We start from the raw sequence: 26,485 nt of genomic DNA, 5'->3' as shown, positions 1-26,485 counted from the left end.
GAACGATCTGTAGGAGCGCACGTCGCCGCGAGGCGTGCCCATACCGGTCAGGATGGCGAGCCCATGGCATCGGTGCACACCGGACTGGACGCCGCCAGACTTGCCGCGGATCTCGGGGAGCTGGGGCTGGCGGGCGCTTCGGGGGTGCTTGTCCAGGCGTCCCTCAAGGAGATCGGCCGGCTGGCAAACGGTCCGGCGACGCTCTTCACCGCGCTCGTCGCCGCCACCGGTGCGGACACCACGATCGTCGTGCTGACCCACACGTCCAACAACTCCTTGAGCAGCCGCGATTTCCACGAGGCGACCAGGCAGCTCGACCCGGCCGCGGTGGAGTCCTACATCGACAGGATGCCGGGATTCGACGCGGCCAGCACCGAGTCGTACGAGATGGGCGCGCTCGCCGAGTACGTTCGGGAATTGCCCGGCGCCGTGCGTTCCGCCCACCCGCAGACGTCGTTCGCCGCGGTCGGCCCGCGTGCCGCGGAGTGGATGTCGGTGCATGATCTCGACTGCCATCTGGGTGAACGCTCACCCCTCGGTGCCCTCGACGTCGCCGGCGCCCGAGTCCTTCTCATCGGGGTCGGCCTCGACAGCTGCACCGCCTTCCATCTCGGTGAGTATCGACGAGGCAGGCCGGCTCCCCGCCGTGAGTACCGCTGCTTCGTCCAGGACGCCGCCGGCCGCAAGTCCCTGACATTCACCGACATCCACCTCGATGACACCGACTTCGGGGCGCTGGGCGACGACTTCGCGCGATCGGCCGGCGTGATCGTGGGCAGGGCCGGCGCCGCCACGGCCATGACGTTCCCGGTTCGGGCGGCCGCCGATTTCGCCGCCGACTGGATGGACCGGAACCGCCCGGCAGCCGCCGGATGAACCCGCGACGCTGGTGGGGCAACACGCGTGCCGACCCGCGGCCCCCGGTCCCGGAGCCGCCGGCCGACGACGGCCTGCTGTCCGGCCCGGCGTTCTTCCTCAGCTATGCCCGGGCCAAACCGGCGGCGGCCGGCGAGCGCGGCGATCCGAACAGCGGGGTCATGAAGTTGTTCGCCGACCTCAACGACCGGGTGCGGCAACTACTGCCCTTGCAGGCCGGCGACGACGCGGGCTGGATGGACGTCACCATGGAGGCCGGCGACCGGTGGAGCGACGAGTTGCTGCGCAACCTGGGCAAGGCCCGGGTGTTCGTCGCACTGCTCTCGTCGCCGTACCTCCGGCGCAGTGAGTGGTGCCCGATGGAGTGGGACTACTTCTCCCGCCGGACGGTCCGGGCCCGGCCGGCGGCGACCCGCGGCCCGTCCGCGACGGCGATCATCCCGGTGCTGTGGACGCCGGTCGACGGGCCGATGCCGCCGATGGTGTCCGAGGTGCAGAGGTTCGGCCCGCCACCGGTGGTGACACCGGAACATACTCAGTTGTACGAATCCGAAGGAGTCCTCGGTATGTCGTACGTCGATCCGGGTGCATACCTGGCCGTGGTGTGGTCCATCGCCCGGCAGATCCAGAAGACCTGCGCGGCTCTCGAGGTCCTGCCGCCGAGGTCGAGGTCGACCCAGGGTCTGCGCCGATCGTTCACGGACGGTGCGCGGTGACGGCGCCCGGTGGCTCGTCCGGGGCCTACTTCTTCGTCAGCTACGCACAGGTGCCGATCGAGGGCGGGCCCGCGCGGAGCGATCCGCTCGTCGACCGGTTCTTCACCGACCTCGTCGCCGAGGTCGGCCGGTATGCCGGCGACCCGTCCCGCCGGATCGGCCTGTACGACAAGACCTTCGCGCCGGGGCACGATTGGGGAACCGAGGTGAGCCGGGCACTCGGCGAGGCCGAGGTCCTGGTGGCCCTGTACTCCCCGCGGTACGCCACGGGCTCGTGGACGCGGCGCGAGCACAGCTCCTTCGTGCAACGGATCAAGGCGGCGCACGCCGACCCGGCGAAACACATCCAGGCCGTACGCTGGATGCCGCTGCCTCCCGGTATGCCGGAGATGACCGAGGGCGGCGCCGACCTCGGCGAGGACATTCCGCACTATGCGGAGCTCGGACTGGGCGCGCTCTGCGACATCGCCAGCACCGACGTCGGGCCGGACACCCGTGCGGCGGACACGGTGGCCGAGTACCGCGAGGCGTATGACCGGATCATGGGTCGCCTCGCCCGGCGCATCGTCGCGGTCGCGGAACAGTCGCCGATCGGCCCGTCGTCGGCGTCGAGCCCGGCGGAGCCCCGCCCCGCCACCCCGGAGGCGGCGGACTTCGTGATCACCGTCTTCGCCGGGACCGCCGATGAGGTGCCGCCGGGCAGCGACCCCGCGGCGTACGGGAGCACGATGGCCGACTGGTCCCCGTTCGCGCTGACCCGCCCGATCCCGATCGCGCAGCAGGCCCGGCAGGTGACCGAACGGCTCGATTTCGACGCGACGGTGACCGCCGGGACCGTCCCTCAGCCGCTCTGGTCGGGGAAACCGTCCATCCTGCTCATCGACGCATGGCAGGTGGCCGACCGGCGCAGGGCCGTCGCCCTCCAGGGCCTTCTCAAACGAATGCCGTCCTGGGTCCTTCCGCTGGCCATCACCGACGAGGATGACGGCCCGGGCGCGGCGCGCGCCGCGCAGGCGCGGGCGGACGCCGTCGCTATGCTCTCTGACGCCGGGGCCGATCCGGCGATCGCGGCGGCCGACGGACTCGATCAGTTCATGAATCTCATGCCCACACTGGTCATCCGCGCCCGGCGCAGCTTCTTCAGGGCGATGCCCAGCAACTACCGGCGCCGGCGACGGCTCGGGGAGAACGACAACGGCCTAGGCGCCACGGAAGGCGATGACCGATGACCGTAGGACAGACCGGCAAGGTAGTGACGTTCTATTCGTTCAAGGGCGGAACGGGCCGCACCATGGCGCTGGCCAACGTCGCATGGATCCTTGCATCGAATGGCAAACGGGTACTCACGGTGGATTGGGATCTCGAGTCACCGGGCCTTCACCGGTACTACACGCCGTTCGTCGGCCGGCGCGAGATCCGCACCAACCGCGGCGTCATCGGGCTGATCCAGGACTTCCAGACCTCACGGATGAAGCAGTTCGGCGACGGTGAGGAGCCCGACGTCCGGAGACTCGCCGACCTGCGGGACCGGGTGATCCACCTCGATTGGTCGGCGTTCCCGGAGGGTGGGCTGCTCGATCTGCTCCCGGCCGGAAAGCTGAGCAAGGACTACGCGAAACAGATCCACAGCGTCGACTGGGACGACTTCTACGAGAGACAGGGCGGGGAGTTCTTCTTCGAGGCCCTGCGCGCCACGATGAAGGAGCAGTACGACTATGTCCTCATCGACAGCCGCACCGGGTACAGCGACGTCGCCGACATCTGCACCATCGAGCTGCCGGACATGCTGCTCGACTGTTTCACGCTGAACGAGCAGGGCATCGACGGCGCCGCCACCGTCGCCCAGTTCGTGCTGGCGGAGAAGCCCGGGATGCGGATCCTGCCGGTGCCGATGCGGCTCGACCCGGGCGAGAAGATCAAGTCCGATGCCGGACGGCTCATCGCCCAGCAGCGGTTCGGCGATCTTCCGGCCTTCGACAGCCGGGCCGACCGCGACCGCTACTGGAGCCGGGTCCACGTGCCCTACCAGGCGTTCTACGCGTACGAGGAGGTGCTCGCGACGTTCGCCGACTCACCGCAGACGCCCGGCACCCTGCTCGCCGCGTACGAGGTGCTGACCGAGGAGCTCACCGAGGGCGCGGTCCAGAAGATGCCGGCGATCGATTCGGCCCTGCGGCGGGCCGTCAACGGTCAGTTCGAGCGCCGGGCCGTCGTGGCCGAGATGGACATCGCGCTGAAGTACGCCCAAGAGGACTCGGTGTGGTCCGAGTGGCTCGGCCACGTGCTCTCCGCGGCCGGTGTCCGCGTGGTCGACACGGTCGCGGATCCGCGGGCGGACACGTCCGGCTGCCGTGATCTTCTGATCATGTCGGGCTGGGCCGCCAACGATCCGTCGCTCCAGCTGAAGCCGCTAGGCGCTCCGCTCAGCGCGCTGGCGGTGTACGTGACGGACATCCCGGCCGTGCAACGTGTCTCGACGAACCACTCGATCTTCCTCGTGGGCCTGTCCGAGTCCGCCGCGGTCGAGGCGGTCCTGCGGCTCGTCGGCCGGCTGGAGGTCGGTCCGGCAGCCCAGGTGAGAGCCGGCGCACCGCGGTTCCCGGGTGACGAGCCGTTGATCTCGAACCTGGTCGGGCGCAACGCCCGGTTCACCGGTCGCCAGGAGGAACTGCGGACCCTGCGCCGGCAACTCGGCAACAGCGGGGCGATCGTGTTGTCCGTCGCGAAGCCGGTCACGCTGCACGGCATGGGCGGCATCGGAAAGACCCAGATCGCCCTGGAGTACGCACACCGGTTCCGCACCGCCTACGACGTCATCTGGTGGGTCACCGCGGAGCCGGTGGCGTTCGTCGACGCGCAGCTCACCGACCTCGGCCGCCGACTCGGCCTCCAGCTGGGCACGGTCGCGCCGGAGAACGCACGGAAGGTGCTGGACGCCCTCAACCGGGGCGAGCCGCACAAACGATGGTTGCTGATCTTCGACAACGCGGACGAACCGAGCCGCATCGACGGGTTCCTGCCGACCGGGCCGGGGCACGTACTCGTCACCTCACGAAACCCACAGTGGGGCAACCGGGCCCAGACCGTACCGATCGACGTCTTCGCCCGCCGGGAGAGCGTCGAGCACTTCGTGAGCCGGACGCCGACGATGACATCGGTCGACGCGAACCGTCTCGCCGACCTGCTGGGCGACCTGCCCATCGCGGTCGCGGCCGCGGCCGCCTTCCTCGCCGAGACCGATTTCAAGGTCTCCTCGTTCGTGCAGGACGTCGAGGAACGCGGACCGCACACCATTCCGCTGCCGGCGCCGGAAGGCGTCGAGCGGACTCCCAACCAGCAGGTCCAGGCGCAGTCGGTTCAGGTCATCTGGGACTTCTCGCTGAACCGGCTGCGAGAACGTTCGGTCGCCGCCTACCGGTTGCTGCAACTCTGCTCCGTGATGGACACCGGCGTCGCGCTCGAGTTGATCTACGGCGAGGAGATGGCGCAGGCGCTCATGCCGTTCGACCCGAGCCTCACCGAGCGCCTGCTGCGCGGCCGCATGGTGCAGGAGATCAATCGGCTGGCGCTGGCGCGCGTGGAACCACGTACGGACGAACCACGAGGCGAGGCGTCGAGCGGCCGGATGTCCGTGCATCGTCTGGTCCAGCATGCGGTCCGTTCGCGAATGACGGAGGAAGAGGAGACTCAGGCCCGTCACCAGGTGCATCTTGTGCTGGCCCGGTCCCGTCCCGGCGGCGAGGTCGAGGACCCGGAGACCTGGGATCGATTCCGCGTCCTGTGGCCGCACCTGGAGCGTTCGGATGCGGTCACGTCTGAGGCGCCCGCGGTCCGTCAGCTGCTCATCGACCGGGTCCGCTACCTCTGGGTCGCCGGAGACTTCCAGCGTGGCCTCGACCGGGCCCGGCAGACCGAGGAGGTCTGGACCAGCCGGCTGACCGAGATGGAGAGCGACAAGGAGGTGTCGGAGGACGTGCGGCAGACGCTGCGCGGCCAACTGCTCCACCTGCGTTTCAACATGGCGAACCTGCTGCGCAGCCTCGGCCAGTTCGACGCCTCCCGGAAGCTCGACGAGCAGGTACTCGTGGAGCAGCAGAAGCTTCTCGGCGAAGATCACCCGCTGACACTGATCACCGCGGGCAGCGTCGCCGGCGACCTGCGCGGGCTCGGGCACTACCGGGAAGCGCTGGAGCGGGACAAGAAGACCTACGCGTCCTGGCAGGACGTGATCGGCGAGCGCCACGCGCGGACTCTCGCCGCGCTGAACAACCTCGCCACCTCGTACCGGCTGATCGGTGACTACCGGGAGGCACTCAAACTCGACGAGCAGGCCTATCAAGGGCGGGCCGACCTGCTCGGTCCGCGCCACCCGCATACGCTCCAATCGCTCGGTCACGTCGGCCGTGACCTGCGCGAGGCCGGTGAGTACGAGAAGTCGGCGACCTTGCTCCTGACGGTCTCGGACTCGTACATCGAGGTGTCTCCGGACGGCCGTGAAACGCTTAACGCCGAGGTCAACCTGGCCATCTCGCTACGAAGCCTCGGTCAGCTGGCCGAGGCCGGTCGCCTGTTCGACCACGCGTACAGCCGCCTCAGCGACGAGTTCCCGTACGCGCCGGACACCCTTGCCTGCCGGTTGAGCCGCTCCATCACTCAGCTGGGCCTCGGCACCGACCTCGCGGCACCGGAACTGCACGCGGTATACGACACCTACCGCAACCACCTCGGCCCGAAGCACCCGCACACGCTGGTCGCGCTGAACAACATGGCGATGGCCAGGCTGGACAGCGGTGATCCTCAGGCGGCACGCGATCTGGCCGCGGAAGCGTCGCTCGATTTCGCCTCGGTCGTGGGGAGCGACCATCCCTACACGCTGGCCGCCGAGACCAATCTCGGCGTCAGCACGGCCGAGTGCGGAGCGATCGACCAGGGACTCGAGATCCTGAACCGCGCGGCCGAGCGGCTCGTCCGCACCCTAGGGCACATTCATCCGGACACGCTGTGCTGCCTCGCCAACATTGCGCTCGTCGAGGTGCGGGCCAAGCGCGCGGACAGCGCCGTTCTCCAGAACGTCCGGAAGCGCCTCGCGGACCGCCTCGGCGGTTCCGAGGACCACCCGCTGGTGTCCGCGATCGGCCAGGGCCGGCTCCAGCGGCGGGTCATCGACCCACTGCCGTACTGACGGCTGGGCTCCCGGCGGCTGCCGCTCGGCGCCGCCGGGGACCGGCTCCCTGGCCAGTCCGTCGGCCAACCAGGTCAGCATGTCCGGCAGGACCTCGATCGCGCTGAAGTGGGCGGAGTTGGACACCAGATCCAGCATCGCCCCGGGGATCTGCCCGGCCAGCCAGCGCGCGTGCCCGGCCGGTGCGAAGTTGTCGTCGGCTCCGTGCCAGAGCCGGACCGGCACATCGATCTCGTCGAGCTTGAATCCCCAGTCACGACGCATGGCCACCACGTCGTCGATCCACCCGTACGGCCCGCTCCTCACGGCCTCCTTATAGGCCTCGACGAGCAGCGCCTGGATCGTCGCGTCGTTGAGGACGAGCTGATCGGTGGTCGTCATCTGCGGCAGCAGATGGTCGAGCAGGCTGCGCGGCTCGGCGGCGGTACGCAGCGCCTTCCACAGCAGCCGTACCTGAATCGCCGACAGGTCCGAGTCGCTCGCCTTGGCGAACTCGCTGACGTTCTCCGACGTCATCCCCGAGAACCAGTCCACCCCGGGATCGTTGGGCGCCATGCCGACCAGGGTGGCCACGCGGTGTACCCGGTCCGGCAGCAGCGCCGCGGCGGCCAGGGCGTGCGGCCCTCCTCCCGAACGGCCGACCACGCTGAAGCGCTTGAGGCCGAGGCTGTCGGCGATCGCCGCGATGTCCGCGGCGGCGTCGCCCACCCGCCGGTCCGGGTGCCGATCGGAGCGCCCGTATCCCGGCCGGTCATACGAGATCAGGCGGATGCCACGCCGGTGGAGGACGCTCGCCCGCGGTCGCGGTCCGGTGCGGCTGCCAGGGGTGCCGTGCAGGAGGAAGACCGGCCGCCCGTTGGCCGGGCCGGCGTCGGAGGCCGTGAGGAGGCGTCCATCGGCGGCCTTCACCTCGTGCGACGGGTCGGGCACCCAGTCCTCCTGTCAAGGCCGGAACGGATCCGGATCGTATCGTCGTCGGATCAAGAATCGGCGTAGGTCGATGGTAAGGCAATTGTCGCCGATAGCCTTGATCAAGCTTCCGCGTTGATGCTAGGTGCACCGGCCGCCTCGCGAGCCTGAACGCCCAAGGCGTGTCGCCGCCGGCCCACAGGTGAGCGCTCGACGATAGTACGCCCCCGTCCCCAGAACCACCTTTCCGTCGGGATGACGGATAAGTTACGGCGACCGGACGGGTGCCTGCCTCGTTACTGTGCAGCGGCGACAGCCCGGGCGCCTTTGCGGTGATTGACCGGCATCACTCGATCGCGATCAGCGGAATGGCCCTGCCGCTATACGCTGAACCGGCAGCATCGAGAGGCCGATCAACGGAGGAGATTCGCTTGCGTCGACCTTCTGTCAGCGTCCGCCTCGCGATCCCGTTCGTCGGCGACGTTCGCGGAACCTGGGAGCCGGACGTCGCCGAGCGGAAAGCGGCGTGGGAGATCTACGTCGAGATGGTGACCCGGATCGGCGTGGTCGAGTTGCGTCCCGATGACGGCAGCCTGCGCGAGGCACTCACCTCGATGTACTCGTTGTTCGACGCCACCAGGAAGATCTTGCGGGAGGGCGGGCCGTCATTGGCCTCTCCGCGGCGGCGGCCGGCGATGCGGCTCCTCGGCGGGAGGTCGCGTCAGTCGACACCCGGCCTCTCGCTGGGCGCCATCGCGCTCGCGATCCTGAACGGCGCCATCCGCCCCGTGCTCGCCCGGTGGCACCCCCTGCTGTCCGACTACGAGATGTCCCGCCCGGACGATGTCCCGCCGCTCGCGCATGAGCGCGCATGGGCCGAAGCAGCCCTGCTGCGGGACGACCTGAACGCGCTCAGGGGCGTGCTGCTCGAGGCGGCGCGGCTGCTGGCCGACGCGGCCGCCGCCGGTGACCTCACCCCACTGGTGAATGGCGAGACCTCCCGGCTCCTGCCGCCGTCCCCGTCCGAGCAGGGACGACCGGAAATCTTCTAGTCCGCCCCCTCGTGGGCCGGTGTCTTGTGGCGGGCGAGGTTTGCGGACGCCGCGGCGAGCATTCGGCCGTTCATGCGGATCGATACGCCGCGTGGGGTCAGTCGGGTGGCTGCGCGCATCCGGCGGTCGGGGATGATTGTCGCTCGTCCTGTCAGTAGGGCGTGGATGGTCTGGTCGACGGCTTTGCCTGCGGGGAATGGGCTGATCGGCAGCCTTGCCCGGTCGACGCCGAACCGGTCGATGATCGGGGTGTCCACGTTGCCCGGGAGCATGACGGTGACCTTGACACCCGAGGCGGCGAGTTCGTGGTGCAGTGCCTCGCCGAGATTGAGCACGTACGCCTTGGAGGCGCTCTCGTGTGCCATGTTCGGCAGCCCGTGGATCGCGCCGAGGGCCGAGACCAGGACGATGGCGCCGCCGCCTCGCTGTACGAATCGCCGGCCGAAGGCGTGCGCCAGTTCGAGGTGGGTCACGGTGTTGAGGGTGAGCCGTTGCCGTAGGTCGTCCGGCTCCTGATCGAGGAAGCGTCCCGGTGTGCCGTTGCCGGCGTTGGAGACCAGCACGCCGACGTCCAGGTCGGCGGTGGCCGACAGCAGGTCGGCCGCGCCATCGGGGCGGCTCAGGTCGACCGGCACGACCCGGTGATCAACGTTGGACAGTTCCCGGCCCAGGGCCCGTAACCGGTCGGCTGACCTGGCGGCGAGCACGACGTTCAGACCGTCGGCGGCGCATCGTCGGGCGAACGCCAGGCCGATGCCCGAGGAGGCGCCGGTGACGACCGCCCAGCCGCCGTACGACGAAAGGTTCTTCATGACAACTCCTCTTAGTTAGTTGTCTGACTTAGTTGGACGATAGCAGTCGGTGCGAGGCGGGCGATAGAGTCTCGGTGAGATGACTGAACGCGCGACGGCCAAGCGGGAGCGGCTGGTGGCCAGTGCCGCCGAACTGCTGCACCGCAACGGGGTCGGCGCCACCAGCCTGGCCGACATCGCGCAGCTCGCGGATGTGCCACTGGGGAACGTCTACTACTACTACCGGACCAAGGACGACCTGGTTCGTGCGGTTCTCGCCGCGCAGACCGAGCAGGTCGCCGCGATGGTCGACGGGTTCGCCGGCCTTCCCGGGCCCGCCGAGCGGCTCAAGGCGCTGGCCTCACGCTGGGACCTGATGCGCGACGTGGTCGCCCGCTACGGCTGCCCGTTCGGCACCCTGACCACCGAGCTGAACCGGCGGGACGACGGCCTCGACCGTGACGCCGCGATGCCGATGCGCGGCATCCTGGACTGGGCGGTGTCCCAGTTCCAGGAACTCGGCTGCGCGGAGCCACGCGATCTCGCCGTCGCTCTGCTCTCCGCGATACAGGGCAGCGCCCTGCTTGCCGCGACGCTCCGCGATCCGGAGCTGCTGTCGGCTCAGGTGCACCGCCTGCACGACTGGATCGACACCCTCATCCCCGTGTGACGGCCAGCCGTGCGGTCCACAGGTCCTCGACCGGCCATTGCCCCGCCCATCCGGCCGTGGCGATGTCGTAGTACTCGGGGGTCCTCGCCTCGTCGCTGGCGTACAGCTCGTGGAGGGCTTCGACGACGAAGCCGCTGTCGCGCAGGATGCGGATCCATTCGCCGTGGCTGGGATGGAATTCGAACCCGCCGCCGGGCCATTGCAGCCGGGAAGAACCCTTCTGGGGGCGCAGCAGCCGATCGCCGGCGTGTCCGCCCTCCTCGGGCACGCACAGTGTCACCTGGACGCTGTTGGTCAGGAACACCAGCCGTCCACCGGGCCGCAGCAGTCGCGCCGCCTCCGGGACCCAGCGTTCGGGGTCGCACCAGACGCTCGCCCCGTACTCGCTGACGGCCAGATCGAAGGAGTCGTCCGGCAGGGGAACGTCCTCGGCGTTGGCCTCGATCAGCGGGAACGGCAGATCGAACTCCTCCTGGCAGCGGCGGGCGGTGTCCAGCTGCGCGGGCGTCAGGTCCACGCCGACCGGCCTCGCGCCGAGCCGGGCGAGCCGGGCGGAGACGTACGCGGTGCCGCAGCCGAGCTCGATGACGTCCAGGCCGGCGACGTCACCGAGCGCGCCTATCCGCCTCTCCGGGTTGTCGAAGAGCCCCCAGGTGAATTCTTCGGCCGCCCACGCCTCATGCGCACCCGCGTCGGTGAAGTCCGCGTTCACGACGGTCCACAGGGCGCGATTGACGGCGATCTCGGTACTGGAATCAAGCATCGATCGCTAGGGTACCGCCGGGAGGGCTATGGGGCTGTCAGGTCGAACCGGTTGACGGTGACGGAGCCGCCGAGGGCGCTGGTGGCGTAGTTGAAGATGCCGAAGCGGTAGCCCATGAAGAACTGCCAGTCGTTGTTCAGCGTGAACGCCGGCCCCAGCGCCGTGAACGTGCTGCCGTTCGTGCTGTACGAGAACGTGGCCGTACGGCCGGAGCCGGGTTGGATGTTCGCGCTGACCCGCAGCCAGATCGTGCCGCCGGAGACGGTGGCGCCGGCGGCCTCGGCGCCGGTGCCGGTGGTGGTCCACCCGCTTGTCGACATGGTCAGCCCATTGGTCATCGACACCCGGGTGACGCCGTTGTCCTTGCGGATGCCGATCCACGCCGACTGATCACGCAACATGGCCAGGCCGGCACGGTCACCGTTGGCCATCGTCGAGTAGTTCAGCTGGATCGTGGCCGTTGACGCGGGGCCCTGGATCCGATGCGTCAGCGTGTTACGGGCGTTGTAGAGGTCATTGGTCACGGTCGCGGTGGACAACCGCAGGCCACTGCCGACGCCGTACCTCGTCGTGTCGGGGTTGTGGTTCCATTCCCAGCGCGGCGCCAGCGTGGTGCCGGTGAACGTGTCCGGCCCGGTCATCGGCTCGACGGACCTGGTCGTGCTGATGGCGGGCTTGGGGTAGCTGGCGCCCCAGCGTCCGTTGACCGTCTGGAGCACGGGCCAGCCGTCACCGCTCCAGCTGATCGGGGCCAGGGTCGGCATCCGGCCACCCGGGTACGCGTCGGTGAACGCCATGTACCACCAGTCGCCGTTCTGGGTCTGCACCAGCCCGCCCTGGTGCGGCACGCCACCGCCGGAGATCGGGCCGGGCAGATCCAGGAGCACCTGACGCTGCTCGTACGGCCCCCACGGGCTGGTCGAGCGCAACACGTACTGGCCGTTCGCCGGCCGGGTCAGCCAGATGTAGTAGTAGTTGCCCCGCTTGTACATCCGGGAGCCCTCGAGCGTGCCGATGCTCGACGGGGTGGTGTAGACGGTCTGCGACCGCACCTCCGAGGTCAGGTCCGAGGAGAGCTGGGCGACGCTGATCGTGGAGTTGCCGTACGCGACGTACGGGGTGTCGCCGTCGAACAGCAGGCCGGCGTCGTAGTAGCACTTGTTGATCCGGGCCTTCTTGCTCCAGCCGGCGCCGATCGCCGTCGAGGCGTACACATAGGTGCGGTTGAACTCGGTGCAGCCCAGCCAGTAGTACGTGCTGTCGCTCGGCCGGTAGTTGAACGCCGACGCCCAGATGCCCTTGACGTACGCCCGGCCACCGTTGAGGTCGTAGGCGTTCGAGTCGAAGTCCAGCCGCGGCACCGAGTGCCCGGCGAACTCCCAGTTCACCAGGTCGTAGGAGCGAAGGATGGGCGCTCCCGGCGAGTAGTGCATGGTCGAGGCCGAGTAGTAGTACGCGTCCCCGACGCGGATGATGTCGCCGTCCGCGAAGTCCTGCCAGACAACCGGGTTGGTGAAGGTGCCGCTCGGCGGCGTGCCGGAGCCGACGCGGACGAGTTGCCACTGCTGGTTGGTGCCGTTCCAGTCGGCGTACTGGACGATGTTGCCGCCGTCGGCGGTGGAGGCGCCCTGCACCTCCAGGGCCTTGCCGCTGTTGCGGTTGATCAGCTGGATGTATCCGTCGATGTCCTGGACGCTGAACTGCTGGTTGGCGGCGTTGTTGTCGCTCCACTGCACGACGGCGGCGCCGTCGGCGGTGGACCAGTTGTAGACGTCGAGGACCTTGCCCGAGAGCTTGGATCGGAGCCGGTAGTAGCCGCTGCCGGAGTCGACGAACTGCCACTGCTGCTGGCTGCCGTCGTTGCGCGACCATTGGGTGATCCGGGCGCCGTCGTTGGTGGCCAGGTTGTACACGTCCAGTGCCTTGCCGCTGTTGCGGTTGACCAGCACGTACGAGGCGCTGGTGTCGATCGTCGCGGCAGATGCGGCAGGGGCCCTCACGACCGTGACCCCGATACCGGCCAGCAGAGCCAGCATGGCGGCGATCGCCAGATACCCGCGCCGCCGCAGCGTTCCGGGAGATGTGTCGCGTGCGCTCATTGCCGCTCCTCGCCGCCGAAGGTCGATGTTAACGTTCACATTCTTCCGATGCCGCCTGCCTGACCAGGTGAGCGTGAAGGGTCCCGAGCCATCAGACATTCAGGGATGGCAATGTTGCCAGAGTGTTTCCAAACATTCAAGGGAGTTCGCCGCCACATATCGATGACTCTCGACGGGACGGCGTGATAACACTTTTCTATTTGCCGGATAGATGTTACGGACCGCGGCACGCGGATCAGCCCCGCTTTGAATTCTCACCCTTGAATGTCCGGGTACATTCTGGCAACCTTTGCGAATCGCGATGTTAACGTTCACTTTCTCTGGCTCGGCGCCGCGAGGAGCCGCCGGACCGTCGAGAGGAGCATCGATGCACAAACGAAGAAGCTGGGTCCTCGCCGCCGTCCTCACCGCCGGATTAACGCTGGTCGGCGTGGTTACGCAGACCGGCGTCGCGGTGGCGGAGTCGAACGGCGGGGTTCGCGTCATGCCGCTCGGCGACTCGATCACCGAGGGGACTCAGGTACCGGGCGGGTACCGCACCGGGCTCTGGCAGCGGCTGTCGGGCGCCGGCTACCGGGTCGACTTCGTCGGCACCCAGTTCAACGGTCCCGCCGCCATCGGCGACCATGACCACGAAGGTCATCCGGGATGGCGGATCGACCAGATCGACACCAACATCACCGGGTGGCTGAGAACCGCCGATCCGCGGACCGTTCTGCTGCACATCGGCACCAACGACGTCCTGCAGAACTACAACGTGTCGTCCGCGCCGAGCCGGCTCTCCGCCGTGGTCGACCACATCACCGCGGCCGCGCCCGCCGCGGACGTGTTCGTGGCGACGATCATTCCCCTGTCCTCGGCGGGCCAGGAGGCGGCCGTCCGCACCTTCAATTCCGCGCTCCCCGGCATCGTGCAGAGCAAGGTGGCCGCCGGCAAGCGGGTCCACCTGGTCGACATGCATGCCGCGTTGACGACCGCGGACCTGATCGACGGCATCCATCCCACCGCCGGCGGCTACGACAAGATGGCCGCCGCCTGGTACGCCGCGGTGCGGTCGGTTCCCGGCAGCGTCGGCGAGGCCACCGGCACCCCAGCGAGCGGAGCCCTGGTGGGCGCCGGCTCCGGGCGCTGCCTGGACGTGCCGAACGGCAACACCACCAACGGCACCCAGCCGGTCATCTGGGACTGCAACGGCGCCACCAACCAGAGGTGGACCGTGTCCGGTCAGACCCTGCGGGCGCTGGGCAAGTGCCTCGATTCACCGACCAACGCCGCCGCGGGAGTCAAGGTGCAGCTGTGGGACTGCTCCGGCGGAGCCAACCAGCGCTGGAACCTGAACGCGAACGGCACGATCAGCAACGTGGCGTCCGGTCTGTGCCTGGACGTCAGAGGCAACGCCACCGCCGCCGGCAGCCTGGTTCAACTGTGGACCTGCACCGCCGCCGCCAACCAAGTCTGGACAGGTCGATAACCCATGAGACGTCTCAGGACCATGCTCGCCGCGGGACTCCTGCTGCTGTCGGGCACCGCGTTCGTCTCCACCGCCGCTTCGCCGGCGCAGGCCCTGGAGAACGGGGTCGGCCGTACGCCGCCGATGGGGTGGAACAGCTGGAACACGTTCTTCTGCAACATCAACGAGTCGTTGATCCGGGGCATGGCCGACAGCATCGTCAGCTCCGGCATGCGGGACGCGGGCTACCAGTACGTGGTGGTCGACGACTGCTGGATGGCCTCCACCCGCGACGGAAGCGGCAACCTGCAAGGTGATCCGACCCGCTTCCCCAGCGGCATGAAGGCGCTCGGCGACTACATCCACGGCAAGGGACTGAAGTTCGGGATCTACCAGGCGCCGCTCGACCAGACCTGCGCGCAGTACTTCGACTCCTACCCGGGCGCGACCGGCAGCCAGGGTCACGAATCACAGGACGCCCGGCAGTTCGCCGCCTGGGGCGTCGACTATCTGAAGTACGACTGGTGCTCACCCAGCGGCACCATCAACGATCAGGTCGCCACGTTCGCGAAGATGCGCGACGCCCTGGCCGCCACCGGCCGGCCGATTCTGTACAGCATCAACTCCAACAGCGTGCACTCCAAGACCGGGCCGCAGCGCAACTGGGGCGATGTGGCGAACATCTGGCGCACCACCGAGGACATCCAACTGGTCTGGAACACCGACCAGACCAACGGGTACCCGATGGGCGTACAGAACATCATCAACGTCAACGTGCCGCTGGCCGGGTACGCGAAACCGGGTGGCTTCAACGACCCGGACATGATGGAGGTCGGCCGGGGCACGTTGACCGACACCGAGCAGCGTTCCCACTTCGCCATGTGGGCGATCATGGCCGCGCCGCTGATCGCCGGCAACGACATCCGCGGCATGAGCTCCGCCACCGGGTCGATCCTGAAGAACGGCCGGCTCATCGCCATCAACCAGGACAGCCTCGGCCTGCAAGGTGTTCAGGTCGCGGGCGACGCCAACCAGCGGGTACTCGCCAAGCGCCTGGCCAACGGCGATGTCGCGGTGGCCCTGTTCAACCAGAGCGGCGCCACCCGGACGATCTCCACCACGGCCGCGGCGATCGGGAAGACCGGAGCGTCGTCGTACAGCCTGGTCGACGCCGGGACCGGCGCCACGACGACCAGCAGCGGCACGATCAGCGCGAGCGTGCCCGCGCACGGCACGGTCGTGTACCGGGTGAGCGGCGGCGCCACCGGCGACCCGCAGACACCGGCATCGGCCGCCCTCGTCAGCACCGCGTCCGGCCGGTGCCTGGACGTGCCGAACGGCAACACCGCCAACGGCACCCAGCCGGTCATCTGGGACTGCAACGGCGCCACCAACCAGAAGTGGACCGTGTCCGGTCAGACCCTGCAGGCGCTGGGCAAGTGCCTCGACGCACCGATCGGCGCCACCGCCGGGACGAAGGTACAGCTCTGGGACTGCAACGGCGGGACCAACCAGCAATGGACCTTCCAGAGCAACGGCACCGTTCGCGGCAACCAGTCCGGCCTCTGCCTGGACGTCTACAACAACCAGACCGCCAACGGCACACAGACCCTGCTGTGGACCTGCACCGGCGCCGCCAACCAGCAATGGACCCGACGCTGACCCCTGGAGCACATCATGTCCATAGACGTTCTCGTCCGGCGCGGCATCACCTGGATCACTGCACTGCTCTGCGCGTTCGCGTTGATTCCGGTCGTCGCCGGGAAGGCCCGGGCCGACAACCCGATCGTGCAGACCATCTACACCGCGGACCCGGCACCCCTGGTGCACAACGGCCGGGTGTACCTCTACACCGGCCACGACGAGGACGCCTCGACGTGGTTCACCATGAAGGACTGGCGGGTCTACTCGTCCGCGGACATGGTGAACTGGACCGACCACGGTTCACCGATGAGCCTGGCCACCTTCGCCTGGGCGAGCAAGGATGCGTGGGCCGGTCAGGTCACCTACCGCAACGGCAAGTTCTACTGGTACGTGCCCGTCACCAACCGGAGCACCGGAAGGATGGCCATCGGGGTCGGCGTGTCGAACAGCCCCACCGGTCCTTTCACCGACGCCCTCGGCAGGCCGCTGGTGGAGAACGGCGAGATCGACCCCAGCGTCATGATCGACGACGACGGGCAGGCGTACCTGTACTGGGGAAACCCGAACCTGTGGTACGTGCGGCTGAACACCGACATGATCTCGTACTCCGGCGGCCCGGCCCAGATCCCGCTGACCACCGCCGGATTCGGCACTCGCCCCGGCAACGTCGCCAACCGGCCCACCCTGTACGAGGAGGGGCCCTGGGTCTACAAGCGCAACGGGCTGTACTACAACGTGTTCGCCGCACAGTGCTGCTCGGAGTTCATCGGCTACTCCACCTCGCCCGGGCCGACCGGACCGTGGACCTACCGGGGAACCGTCATGCCGACACAGGGCGGCAGCTTCACCAACCACCCCGGCGTCGTGGACTTCAACGGCGGTTCGTACTTCTTCTACCACAACGGCGCGTTGCCCGGCGGCGGCGGCTTCACGCGCTCGGTCGCCGTCGAACGCTTCACCTACGGCTCCGGCGGCACCATTCCGACGATGAACATGACGGCGACCGGCCCGGCACAGGTCGCCGCCGTGAATCCCTTCCAGCGGCAGGAGGCCGAGACCATCGCCTGGTCGTCCGGCATCGAGACCGAGCCGGCGTCCGAGGGCGGGATGAACGTCGCCAACATCGAGAACGGCGACTACATCAAGGTCAAGGGCGTCGCCTTCGGCACCGGTGCCACGTCGTTCACCGCGAGGGTCGCGTCGGCGACCAGCGGCGGGCGCATCGAACTGCGCCTGGGCAGCCCCACCGGCACGCTGGCGGGCACGTGCACCGTCCCGGGCACCGGCGGCTGGCAGACCTGGGCCTCCGTCTCCTGCGGGGTGACCGGTCTGACCGGCACACAGGATCTGTACCTCAGGTTCGCCGGCGGCAGCGGTTACCTCATCAACGTCAACTGGTGGCAGTTCACCGGCACCGACACGGGCGGGAATCTGCTCACCAACCCCGGGATCGAGGACGGCCTCACCGGCTGGCAGGTGAACGGCAGCGGCACGCTCTCGGTCGGCACCAGCGTCGTGCGCAGCGGCACGCGGTCTCTCGCCATCAGCGGCCGCACCTCGTCGTGGAACGGCCCCGGCCAGGACGTGACGTCCCGGATGACAAACGGCAGGTCCTACGTCACCGGCGTGTGGGTGCGCTCGCAGAGCGGCACGCCCGCCGCGAAGGCGACCGTGGCGCTGACGGCCAACGGCACCACCAGCTACGTTCAGCTCACCCCGGCCGCGACGGTGAACGCGAACGGCTGGACGCAGCTGTCCGGCGCGGCGACGGTGTCGTGGAGCGGGACGCTGACGAAGGCAGTCCTCTACGTCGAAACGAATGCGGGAACCGACAACCTGTACATCGACGATGCCTCACTCAGTTCGTGACGGTGACGGTGACCGACCACGGGACCGACGGCGACGGACAGGGCGTCGGCTGGTGGTTGCACGCGATGTCGGTCCGCGTGGACACCTCGACCGTGCCCGCCGCCGCGGCGACGTAGCGGGCCACGAGCGGCTGGCCGGTCGGGTAGCCGCCGGCGTTGTCGCGCGGCACGAGTACGCCGGCGGTGGACAGCGTCGGCGGCAGATAGTTGCTCGCCAGGCTGACCACGAGTGCGCCACCGACGCGCAGGCGTACCGTGCCGCGGTTGTCGGCCTCGGTGACGGTGACGTCGGTGCCGCTCGGCGGCGGAGAACTCGTCGGCGTCGTGGCGCCGTTGTCACAGCTCAGCGCGGGAGCCGGGCCGACGCCGGACAGCTGCATCCCGAACGTGGCCGACGTGCCCGGCGCCAGGATGCCGTTGTGCGAGGCGTTGATCGCGGTCGCCGTGCCACCCGAGGTGCTCACCGCGGCGTTCCATGCCGAGACGATCCGCCGGCCGGCGCCCAGCGCCCAGGCCACGGCCCACTTCGTGGTGGTGGCCGCGGACGTGTTGGTGACCGAGACGGTGAGGACCTGGCCCCCGCTCGGCCCGCTGCCCCACTGCGCCTCGACCCGCGCGATCGCGCCGCATCCGCCCGCCGCGGACGCCACCGAGCCGCCGTCGGCGACGGCCGGTGACATCGCCAGGGCGGCGGCCGCGGCCGTGCCGCCGATCGCCGCGCACAGGCCCACTACCGATGGTCTGGACAACGCCATGACGTCGCACCTTTCCGGCTCAGGGGCCCACTCGACTTCAGCAAACATAAAACTCACATGGATGCACGTCAATGAAGTCGCGGCGGGACGGGAATTCCGCAGCACGAAAAGTGTTACGCCGCCGAATCAGTTTCGTCACCTTGACACCCATCGATACTCGGCTCACGCTGGGAGCGCTCCCATCGTAACCGCTTTTCTGTTCGGAGGTGAGGCTCCGTGCAATTCCGCCGCCATCCCTCAGGAGAGAGCCTGTGACCAGATCCAGATCAATCAACATCGGCTTGGCGTCGCTCGGCGCCGCCCTGCTGGCGTCGGCGGCGGTTGTCGTGGCGGTGCCGGCGGGTGCCGCGGCCGCGGGCTGCTCGGTGAACTACGCCGTCTCGTCGCAGTGGCAGGGCGGGTTCGGCGCCAGCGTGACGATCACCAACCTGGGTGATCCGCTGTCCGGCTGGACGTTGACCTGGTCGTACGGGGCCGGGCAGACAGTGACCCAGGCCTGGAACACCGCCTTGACGCAGAGCGGCTCCGCGGTGACCGCGACCAACGTCAGCTACAACGGCTCGGTCGCGACCAACGGCACGGTGTCGTTCGGCTTCAACGGCTCGTGGACCGGCAGCAACCCCGCGCCGGCCGGCTTCGCCCTCAACGGCGTGGCCTGCACCGGAGGGACGGGACCGACATCACCGTCCACGCCGCCCCCGTCCTCGCCCTCCACCTCGCCCTCGACGCCGGGCGGCACGTGCGCGCTGCCGTCGACATACCGCTGGACGTCGACGGGTTCGCTGGCCAACCCCAAGTCGGGGTGGGTCTCGCTGAAGGACTTCACCAACGTCGTCTACAACGGCAAACACCTGGTCTACGCGTCGAACGTCTCCAACGGGTCGTACGGCTCGATGAACTTCGGCCTCTTCACCAACTGGTCCGACATGGCCTCGGCGAGCCAGAACGGGATGAGCCAGGGCACGGTGGCGCCGACGCTGCTCTACTTCGCACCCAGGAACATCTGGATCCTCGCCTACCAGTGGGGCCCGACCGCGTTCAGCTACAAGACCTCCACCGACCCGGCCAACGCCAACGGCTGGTCGGCGGTGCAGACGCTGTTCACCGGCAGCATCACCGGCTCCAACACCGGCGTCATCGACCAGACCCTCATCGGCGACGACCAGAACATGTACCTGTTCTTCGCCGGGGACAACGGCAAGATCTACCGGGCCAGCATGCCGATCGGCAACTTCCCCGGCAGCTTCGGCTCGTCGTACACGACGATCATGAGCGACTCGACGAACAACCTGTTCGAGGGCGTCGAGGTCTACAAGGTCCAGGGTCAGAACCAGTACCTGATGCTCGTCGAGGCGATCGGCAGCCAGGGGCGCTACTTCCGCTCGTTCACGGCCACCAGCCTGAACGGATCGTGGACGCCGCAGGCCGCCAGCGAGGGCAACCCCTTCGCGGGCAAGGCCAACAGCGGCGCCACCTGGACCAACGACATCAGCCACGGCGACCTGGTCCGCAACAACCCCGACCAGACCAAGACCATCGACCCCTGCAACCTCCAACTGCTCTACCAGGGTAAGAACCCCAGCGCCGGCGGCGACTACAACAACCTGCCGTGGCGGCCGGGCCTACTCACCCTCCAGCGATAGGGCAGGCCGAATGAGAAAGAGATCGAGGATCAGCGCCGGGCTGGCGGCCGTCGTCGTTCCGCTCGCCGCCGCCATCGTGGCGCTCGGCGGGACACCGGCCGATGCGGCGGCCGGCGGCTCCGGTCCCTATCCGGCCGACTACGAAACCTCGGCCGGCCTGCCCAACCACACCATCTACCGGCCACAGACCCTGCCGTACGAGCGGCTACCCATCTTCGTGTGGGGCAACGGCGGCTGCGCGGCCAGCGGCACCGCACAGGTCAATTTCCTTCGCGAGATCTCCTCTCACGGCTTCCTCGCGATCGCCAACGGAAACCCGAACGGATCCGGCTCCACGACGTCCCAGATGCTCACCCAGTCCATCGACTGGGCCGTCGCGGAGAATTCCCGGCAGGGCGGCAAGTATTACGGAAAGCTCGACACCGGCAGGATCGCCGTTGCGGGCTTCTCCTGCGGAGGCCTGGAGGCCTACGCCGTCTCCAGCGATCCGCGCGTCACCACGACCGGCATCTTCAGCAGCGGGTTGCTGAACGACGCCGATGACTACCAGCTCAGGCGACTGACCAAGCCGATCGCGTACTTCATCGGCGGGCCGAGCGACATCGCATACCCGAACGCGATGGACGACTGGGGCAAGCTGCCGTCCGGGCTGCCCGCCTTCATGGGCAACCTGAACGTCGGCCACGGCGGCACCTACGACCAGACCAACGGCGGCGAGTTCGGCCGCGTGGCCGTGCTCTACCTCAAGTGGCGACTGAAGGGCGATATCACCGCCGGCGCCAACTTCGTCGGCGCCGACTGCGGCCTGTGCCGAAGCCAGTGGACGGTCCAGCAGAAGAACCTGACCCTCGACGGCGGCACTCCACCCACCACTCCCCCGGTCACGCCGTCCAGCCCGCCGCCCGGCGAGGGAAACCCCACGTGCTCCGCGGCCTACTCGGTGCAGAGTCAGTGGAACGGCGGATTCGTCGCCAATGTCAACGTCACCGCGGGAACCACCGCGCTCAACGGTTGGCGTGTCACCGTCGCCCTGCCGAGCGGAACGTCGATCACCTCCGCCTGGAACGCCGTCACGAGCGGAACCAGCGGCACCGTCACCCTCACGAACCAGAGCTACAACGGGCGGCTGGCACCCGGCCAGGCCACCAGTTTCGGTTTCCAGGGCACCGGAACCGGCGGCGGTGTCACCGCCGACTGCGCCGGAGGCTGAAGCTCGCCGGCCAGGGGGCTACAGCTTGTCGCGGATCCGGTCGGCGTCGGCGTGGTCCAGCGCGCGGAGGATGGACAGGGCCGCCCGCCAGGTGCGGGCGGCCGCCGCGGGGTCGCCGGACGCCCGCTGGGTGTCGCCGAGCCGGTCGAGCGTCGGCCGCGGCGGTCAGCGACAGCTCCGGACCGGGATGCAGGCCGAACAGCCGGAACATCGCCGCGTCGACCGGGGCCAGGGCACGGTAGGACCAGGAGAACACGGTACGCACCATGCTGCTCGCCTCGTCGGTGGCGAGCGTGTCGAGCCGTCCCGGCTCGTCCCGCAGCTCGGTGGCGAGGTCCTCGAGGGAGAACTGGGGATGCAGTGCCCCGCGTGCGGCCACGATCGCCAGCGCCAGGGGCAGCCGTGCACACCGGCCGATGATCACCTCCACCGCGGCCGGCTCCGCCGCGACCCGGTCGGCACCGAGGCGGCCGGCCAGCAGGTCCCGGGCCTTCAACCACGTCGTGGTCCTGTGCTCGGGCGTCAACTACAGCGGCGTCTGCCGCATCCTGACGGCACCCGGCGACTGGAGCTTCGACCCCTCGTTCGCGCGCAACGTCGAGTCGTTCTACTGGGGACGTTGACCCGATTAGTTGCTTTCGTCCGGCCAGGGGCGTCAAATGGTGACGAGATGCATCGTTATCTCTCGATGGGAGACGGGATGACAGAGCTCGATCACCGTACGGCGGGAGCCGTTGAGCCGGCGCTGGCCCGCACGGCTTGGCGGACCGCCGAGCCCATCCACGGCATGATCTACTTCGTGCCGGAGGCACACCAGCGCTACGCCGCGCTCGGGTTGCGCGACCGGATGGGCTACTTCGCCTCCCGAGCCGCCGCGTTCGGGCCGGTCGGTGCGGAGACCGTCATCGCCACGTTCTTCAACTTCAACCCCGCGCTGGTACGGGCCGCGATTCCGGCGGCGTGGCGGATCGCCGCACCGGACGACATCCTGCGTACCCGTCTCGAGGCGGCCGATGCCGCGCTGCGGCGGGCCTGCGGACCGGACCTGCTCGCCTCCGCCGAGATGACCGAGGCGGCGGGCCTGGCCAGGCGGGCGGCCGAGTCGGCGAGCGAGCATCCCGAGGGGCGTCCCCTGTTCGCGGCGACCTCGGCACTGCCGTGGCCGGACGAGCCGCATCTGGTGCTCTGGCACGCGCTGACGCTGCTCCGCGAGTTCCGGGGCGACGGCCACGTCGCCGCCCTGCTCCTCACCGGACGCTCCGGGATCGAGGCCCTCGTCATGCACGCCGCCACGGGCAGGGTCCCGGCCGAGGTCCTGCGGCGGACCCGCGGCTGGAGCACCGCCGAGTGGGACACCGCTGTCGATCTTCTGCGTTCCGATGGCCTGCTCGAGGCCGGCGACGAGCCGGCGCTGACCGAGACCGGCCGGGCGCAGCGCCAGTGGGTCGAGGACAGGACCGACCTGGTGGCCGCTCCGGCGTACGCGGTGCTGGGCGATGCCGGTTGCACCCGGCTCGTGGAACTCGCCGGGCGGATCAGCCATGCGGTCGCCGAGGCCGGCCTGCTGAACGTCTCCAAAGTGATCTGATCGGGAAGCCGACCACGGCCGGCCGGGCCCGATCGGGCCCGGCCGTCGCACCGATCAGGCGAATACGTCCTGCTGGTAGCGGCCCGCCGCCTCGAGCGAACGCAGCCAGCCGTCCGCCTGCTCCGCCGTGGCACCGGTGTGCCGCCGGAAGAGCCCCGCCAGTTCGCCGCGGACCGCCGGGGCCATCCGGGCGCCGTCGCCGCAGAGATAGATGTGCGCGCCCTGCTCCAGCAGTTCCCACACCGCGTCACCTTCGGCCGCGAGGGCCTCCTGCACGAAGCGGTGCGGGTGCTCCGGCACCGCGGAGAACGCCAGGTGCAGGTCCACCACTCCGTCCGCGGCCCACTGCCGCATCTCCTCGCGGTAGAGCCAGTCGTGCTTCGGGTGGCGGCAGCCGTAGAAGAGCTTGGCCGGTCCCCGGTCGTCCTGGGCGGCGCGTTCCTGTAGGAAACCGCGCAGCGGGGCGAAGCCCGTGCCGGGGCCGATCAGGATCATCGGGACGGACGGATCCGCGGGTGCCCGGAACTCCGGCGTGGGCACCCGGACCTGGCCGAAGAACATGTCGCCGGGTTGCAGCCGCGCCAGATACTGCGAGCACATGCCGCGGTACCGGGCACCCTGCCCGGCCAGCGCCGGGCCGTCCACCAGGCCGACGGTCAGCGTCACCTCGCGGGGATTGCCCTGCGGCGACGACGAGATCGAGTAGAAGCGCGGGCGGATGGTGCCGCACAGCTCGAGGAACGCCGCGAAGGGCAGCTCGACGGCCGGGAACCGCTCCAGCAGGGTCAGCAGCGAGACCCGCTTGGCCAGGATCTCGTCGGCATAGGACCGCCGGGCCTCGTCGGTGTCCGCCGTCCACGCCGCCAGCTGGCCGGTGGTCCACGGGCACCGCGTGTACCCGGCGAGCACGGCGAGCTGGCTGCGGGTCACCGGCTCCTGGAGCTCGACGAAGTCGGTGAGCAGCAGCTGGGCCGAGACCGGCACGCCGATCGGCAGCGAGGTGCGGCGCTCGCCGTCCTGGGCCAGCCGGACCACCTGGTCGTGCGGCACCCGCAGGGTGTGCAACGCCCACGTGACGAGTTCGGGATCGTTCTTCGCGTACACGGCGAGGTGGTCGCCCGCGGTGTAGCTGACCCCCTCGGGCAGCAGCGCGGTGAGCGCCTTGACGCCCGGCCGCGGCGACTCGCCGGCGAAGTCCCACCATTCGGCGGCGTCGTCGACCAGTTCCTCGACCCCGAGCACCATGATCGGGTACGCCTGCGCGGAGACCACGGCCGGGCGGACCTGATCCTCGCCAAGCACCTCGACCTGGTAGCGCGTGCCGGCCGCCGCCTGCTCGCCGGTGGCGCCGTACGCCTGCGCCAGCGCGGCCCAGAGCCGGTCGAACCAGGCCGTGGCCATGCCGTCGAAGTCGCCGGCGGCGTCGGTCTCGCCGCGCGGCACGATCGCCGTCGCGCCGGCCGCGGCCAGGGCGGCATCGACCCGCTTCGGGAAGGCCTGGTAGGTCGTCCACTGCGTGTTGCCGTTGCCCAGGACCGCGTACCGGACGCCGGTCAGCGCGCCGGCCGGGATCTCCAGGTCGTCGAACCGGCCCGCGTTGTCCGGGGCCTTGCCGTTGTAGCTGGAGGTGACGACCGCGAGCAGGCCGTCGCCGGGCAGGTCGGCGGCGAGCTCGTCGAGGGTCTGCACGCGGACGTCGAAGCCGGCCCGGCGGGCCTGCTCGGCCAGCTGCTGCGCGAGCTCCTCCGACGTGCCGAGGTTCGATCCGTACGCGACGCGCAGCCGTACCCCCGCAGCCTGCAGGTCAGCGGTGACGGCGACCGGCGCGGCCTGCTCGGGCGCGGTGACGCTGAGCCGCTCGTGCGGCTGGCGCGGCCGGACCCGCAGGACGAGGCCGTCGGGCTTGATGGTGAGGGTCTGCTTGATCGTCAGGCGGTGCCCGTGCGGATCGGAGATCGCGAAACGCTGGAGGATCAGCGCCAGGGCAAGCCGCGCCTCGGTGAGGGCGAACTGCCGGCCGATGCAGGCCCGCTCGCCGTTGCCGAACGGCTTGTAGGCGTGCGGGTGGTGCTCCGCCTTGCGTTCCGGCAGCCAGCGGTCGATGTCGAAGGCCTCCGGGTCCGGCCACGCGCCGGGGTCGGTGTGCAGCGGCTTCATCAGGATGCCGACCTTCTGCCCGGCGGGCAGCGCGTAGCGGCCGCCCAGCAGGGTGTCCTCGCGGGCCATCAGGCCGATCGCCGGGATCGGCGAGAGCAGCCGGAGGGTCTCGTCCAGGATCCGCGGGATGACGTCCAGCTTCATGATGGTGTCGTAGCTGGGGACCGTTTCGCCGGGCAGCATCCGGTCCACCTCGGCGTACGCCTGTGCCAGCACGTGCGGGTTGCGCAGCAGCAGGTGCAGGGCGAACGCGAGGGTGCCGCTGGTGGTCTCGTGCCCGGCGATCAGGAACGTGAGCACCTGGTTACGGATGTTCTCGTCGGTCAGGCGCCCGCCGGTGACCGGGTCGGCCGCCTCCAGCATCAGGCCGAGCAGGTCCTGTGACGTCGTCCCGGACGCGCGGCGCGCCCGGATCACGTCGTCGACCAGGTCCTGCATCGAGGCGATGTCTGTCCGATATGCGGCATCTGCCCGGCGCTTGAGCCCGGTGATCGCGGGCAGCTGCCGGGTCCGGTCCATCGCCTCGGTCAGCGCCCGGCCCATGGCCTGGAGGAACGGGTGCAGCTCGGGCTGCTCGAAGGAGCGGAACTGGTAACCGAACCCGGTGAGCGCGATGGTGTCCAGGGTGAGCCGGGTCATGTCGTCGGTGACGTCCACGTCGGTCTTGGTCTCCCAGGAGCCGACGAGCGCCTGCGCGACGTCCAACATGTCCGAAAAGTAAGCCTTCATGGACCGCTGGCTGAAAGCTGGCAGCAAGATCCGGTGTGCCTGACCCCAGCTCTCCTCGCCGTCACGCGCGGTGAAGAGTCCGTCACCCGCGAAGTCCCGCACGTGCGCCAGCGGCGGGTCGATCGGCTTGTAGAACCGCGTCTCGTCGCAGACCTCGGCGACCAGGTCCGGGTCGTACACCAACACCACGTGGCGGCCGGCCAGGTTCAACCTGAAGATGCCCTCCGGATGCCGCGCCGCAAGGTCGGCGAAGAACCGGTGGGTTCCCTCGACCGGAATCTGTAGTCCATTGCCGACGATCGGCAGGCCACGCGGGGCGGGAATCGGTTCGGACAATGGGAACCTCCTGAGCCATACGGTGTAGGGCTGATACCGTACGGCGT

18 protein-coding genes and 1 pseudogene are annotated in these 26,485 nt (G+C 69.3%); 12 read left to right on the top strand and 7 right to left on the bottom strand.

Features of this window, described 5'->3' with window-relative positions:
- Positions 1-63: 63 nt before the first annotated feature.
- Genes BJ971_RS10685 through fxsT form a run of 4 tightly spaced genes read left to right on the top strand, consistent with a single transcriptional unit; the run spans position 64 to position 6,774 of the window.
- Positions 64-876, top strand: coding sequence for an AAC(3) family N-acetyltransferase (locus BJ971_RS10685; RefSeq protein WP_184992068.1), 813 nt, complete (start codon positions 64-66; stop codon positions 874-876).
- A complete protein-coding gene (locus BJ971_RS10680) occupies positions 873-1,592 on the top strand; it encodes a TIR-like protein FxsC (protein WP_184992067.1) in 720 nt (239 codons plus the stop codon). Before BJ971_RS10685 ends, BJ971_RS10680 begins: the two co-directional genes overlap by 4 nt.
- Entirely contained in the window at positions 1,589-2,821 is a 1,233-nt protein-coding gene (gene fsxC / locus BJ971_RS42035; RefSeq protein ID WP_184992066.1) for an FxsC protein, read from the top strand. The genes BJ971_RS10680 and fsxC overlap by 4 nt, the downstream gene beginning before the upstream one ends.
- On the top strand, positions 2,818-6,774 hold the full coding sequence (gene fxsT, locus BJ971_RS10670; protein ID WP_184992064.1) for an FxSxx-COOH system tetratricopeptide repeat protein: 3,957 nt from the start codon (positions 2,818-2,820) through the stop codon (positions 6,772-6,774). The genes fsxC and fxsT overlap by 4 nt, the downstream gene beginning before the upstream one ends.
- Positions 6,775-6,879: 105 nt before the next feature.
- On the opposite strand, the pseudogene BJ971_RS40605 reads toward fxsT, so the two are convergent.
- Positions 6,880-7,683 (bottom strand): annotated as a pseudogene (locus tag BJ971_RS40605) (alpha/beta fold hydrolase); the annotation flags it as partial.
- A 431-nt stretch (positions 7,684-8,114) separates the two neighbouring features.
- On the opposite strand from BJ971_RS40605, the gene BJ971_RS10665 reads away from it, so the two are divergent.
- Positions 8,115-8,735 (top strand): hypothetical protein, encoded by a 621-nt coding sequence (locus tag BJ971_RS10665; protein ID WP_203709047.1) that lies wholly within the window; start codon positions 8,115-8,117, stop codon positions 8,733-8,735.
- Here BJ971_RS10665 and BJ971_RS10660 read toward each other — a convergent pair.
- Positions 8,732-9,547, bottom strand: coding sequence for an SDR family NAD(P)-dependent oxidoreductase (locus tag BJ971_RS10660; protein ID WP_184992062.1), 816 nt, complete (start codon positions 9,545-9,547; stop codon positions 8,732-8,734). The two genes, BJ971_RS10665 and BJ971_RS10660, sit on opposite strands and share 4 nt — an antisense overlap.
- A gap of 79 nt (positions 9,548-9,626) precedes the next feature.
- Here BJ971_RS10660 and BJ971_RS10655 point away from each other — a divergent pair, with 79 nt between their 5' ends.
- Complete coding sequence (locus BJ971_RS10655; protein ID WP_184992060.1) at positions 9,627-10,196, top strand: TetR/AcrR family transcriptional regulator; 570 nt, start codon at positions 9,627-9,629, stop codon at positions 10,194-10,196.
- Here the strand turns inward: BJ971_RS10655 and BJ971_RS10650 are convergent.
- On the bottom strand, positions 10,183-10,959 hold the full coding sequence (locus tag BJ971_RS10650) for a class I SAM-dependent methyltransferase (RefSeq protein ID WP_184992058.1): 777 nt from the start codon (positions 10,957-10,959) through the stop codon (positions 10,183-10,185). The genes BJ971_RS10655 and BJ971_RS10650 overlap by 14 nt on opposite strands.
- A gap of 26 nt (positions 10,960-10,985) precedes the next feature.
- Positions 10,986-13,058, bottom strand: a complete 2,073-nt coding sequence (locus tag BJ971_RS10645; protein ID WP_184992056.1) for an RICIN domain-containing protein — start codon at positions 13,056-13,058, stop codon at positions 10,986-10,988.
- Positions 13,059-13,425: 367 nt separating this feature from the next.
- Between BJ971_RS10645 and BJ971_RS10640 the strand changes: the two genes are divergently transcribed.
- From BJ971_RS10640 to BJ971_RS10630, 3 genes are read left to right on the top strand one after another with little or no spacing between them, the layout of a single operon-like run.
- Positions 13,426-14,529: an RICIN domain-containing protein gene (locus BJ971_RS10640; RefSeq protein WP_184992054.1), complete on the top strand. Its 1,104-nt coding sequence runs from the start codon at positions 13,426-13,428 to the stop codon at positions 14,527-14,529.
- Between the two features lie 21 nt (positions 14,530-14,550).
- Positions 14,551-16,170, top strand: a complete 1,620-nt coding sequence (locus BJ971_RS10635; protein ID WP_377884989.1) for a glycoside hydrolase family 27 protein — start codon at positions 14,551-14,553, stop codon at positions 16,168-16,170.
- Between the two features lie 15 nt (positions 16,171-16,185).
- Positions 16,186-18,021 (top strand): family 43 glycosylhydrolase, encoded by a 1,836-nt coding sequence (locus BJ971_RS10630; protein ID WP_184992050.1) that lies wholly within the window; start codon positions 16,186-16,188, stop codon positions 18,019-18,021.
- Here BJ971_RS10630 and BJ971_RS10625 read toward each other — a convergent pair.
- On the bottom strand, positions 18,011-18,775 hold the full coding sequence (locus BJ971_RS10625; protein WP_184992048.1) for a cellulose binding domain-containing protein: 765 nt from the start codon (positions 18,773-18,775) through the stop codon (positions 18,011-18,013). The genes BJ971_RS10630 and BJ971_RS10625 overlap by 11 nt on opposite strands.
- Positions 18,776-19,026: 251 nt before the next feature.
- Between BJ971_RS10625 and BJ971_RS10620 the strand changes: the two genes are divergently transcribed.
- Together BJ971_RS10620 and BJ971_RS10615 are read left to right on the top strand one after the other, a co-directional pair.
- A complete protein-coding gene (locus BJ971_RS10620) occupies positions 19,027-20,418 on the top strand; it encodes a non-reducing end alpha-L-arabinofuranosidase family hydrolase (RefSeq protein WP_184992046.1) in 1,392 nt (463 codons plus the stop codon).
- A 10-nt stretch (positions 20,419-20,428) separates the two neighbouring features.
- Entirely contained in the window at positions 20,429-21,628 is a 1,200-nt protein-coding gene (locus tag BJ971_RS10615) for a cellulose binding domain-containing protein (RefSeq protein ID WP_184992044.1), read from the top strand.
- Here the strand turns inward: BJ971_RS10615 and BJ971_RS10610 are convergent.
- Entirely contained in the window at positions 21,603-22,124 is a 522-nt protein-coding gene (locus tag BJ971_RS10610; RefSeq protein WP_184992042.1) for a hypothetical protein, read from the bottom strand. The two genes, BJ971_RS10615 and BJ971_RS10610, sit on opposite strands and share 26 nt — an antisense overlap.
- Before the next feature lie 204 nt (positions 22,125-22,328).
- On the opposite strand from BJ971_RS10610, the gene BJ971_RS10605 reads away from it, so the two are divergent.
- Positions 22,329-23,216 carry an SCO6745 family protein gene (locus tag BJ971_RS10605; RefSeq protein ID WP_184992040.1) on the top strand — a complete coding sequence of 296 codons (888 nt, stop codon included), beginning with the start codon at positions 22,329-22,331 and terminating at the stop codon, positions 23,214-23,216.
- A 54-nt stretch (positions 23,217-23,270) separates the two neighbouring features.
- Here the strand turns inward: BJ971_RS10605 and BJ971_RS10600 are convergent, their stop codons facing one another.
- The gene (locus BJ971_RS10600; RefSeq protein ID WP_184992037.1) at positions 23,271-26,438 is read right to left on the bottom strand and encodes a bifunctional cytochrome P450/NADPH--P450 reductase; all 3,168 of its coding nucleotides are present in this window, start codon (positions 26,436-26,438) and stop codon (positions 23,271-23,273) included.
- Positions 26,439-26,485 lie beyond the last annotated feature (47 nt).

Source organism: Amorphoplanes digitatis (genome assembly GCF_014205335.1).
Classification (GTDB): domain Bacteria; phylum Actinomycetota; class Actinomycetes; order Mycobacteriales; family Micromonosporaceae; genus Actinoplanes; species Actinoplanes digitatus.
Note: the sequence above shows the minus strand (reverse complement) of the source record. Positions and strands in the feature narration are given on the sequence as shown.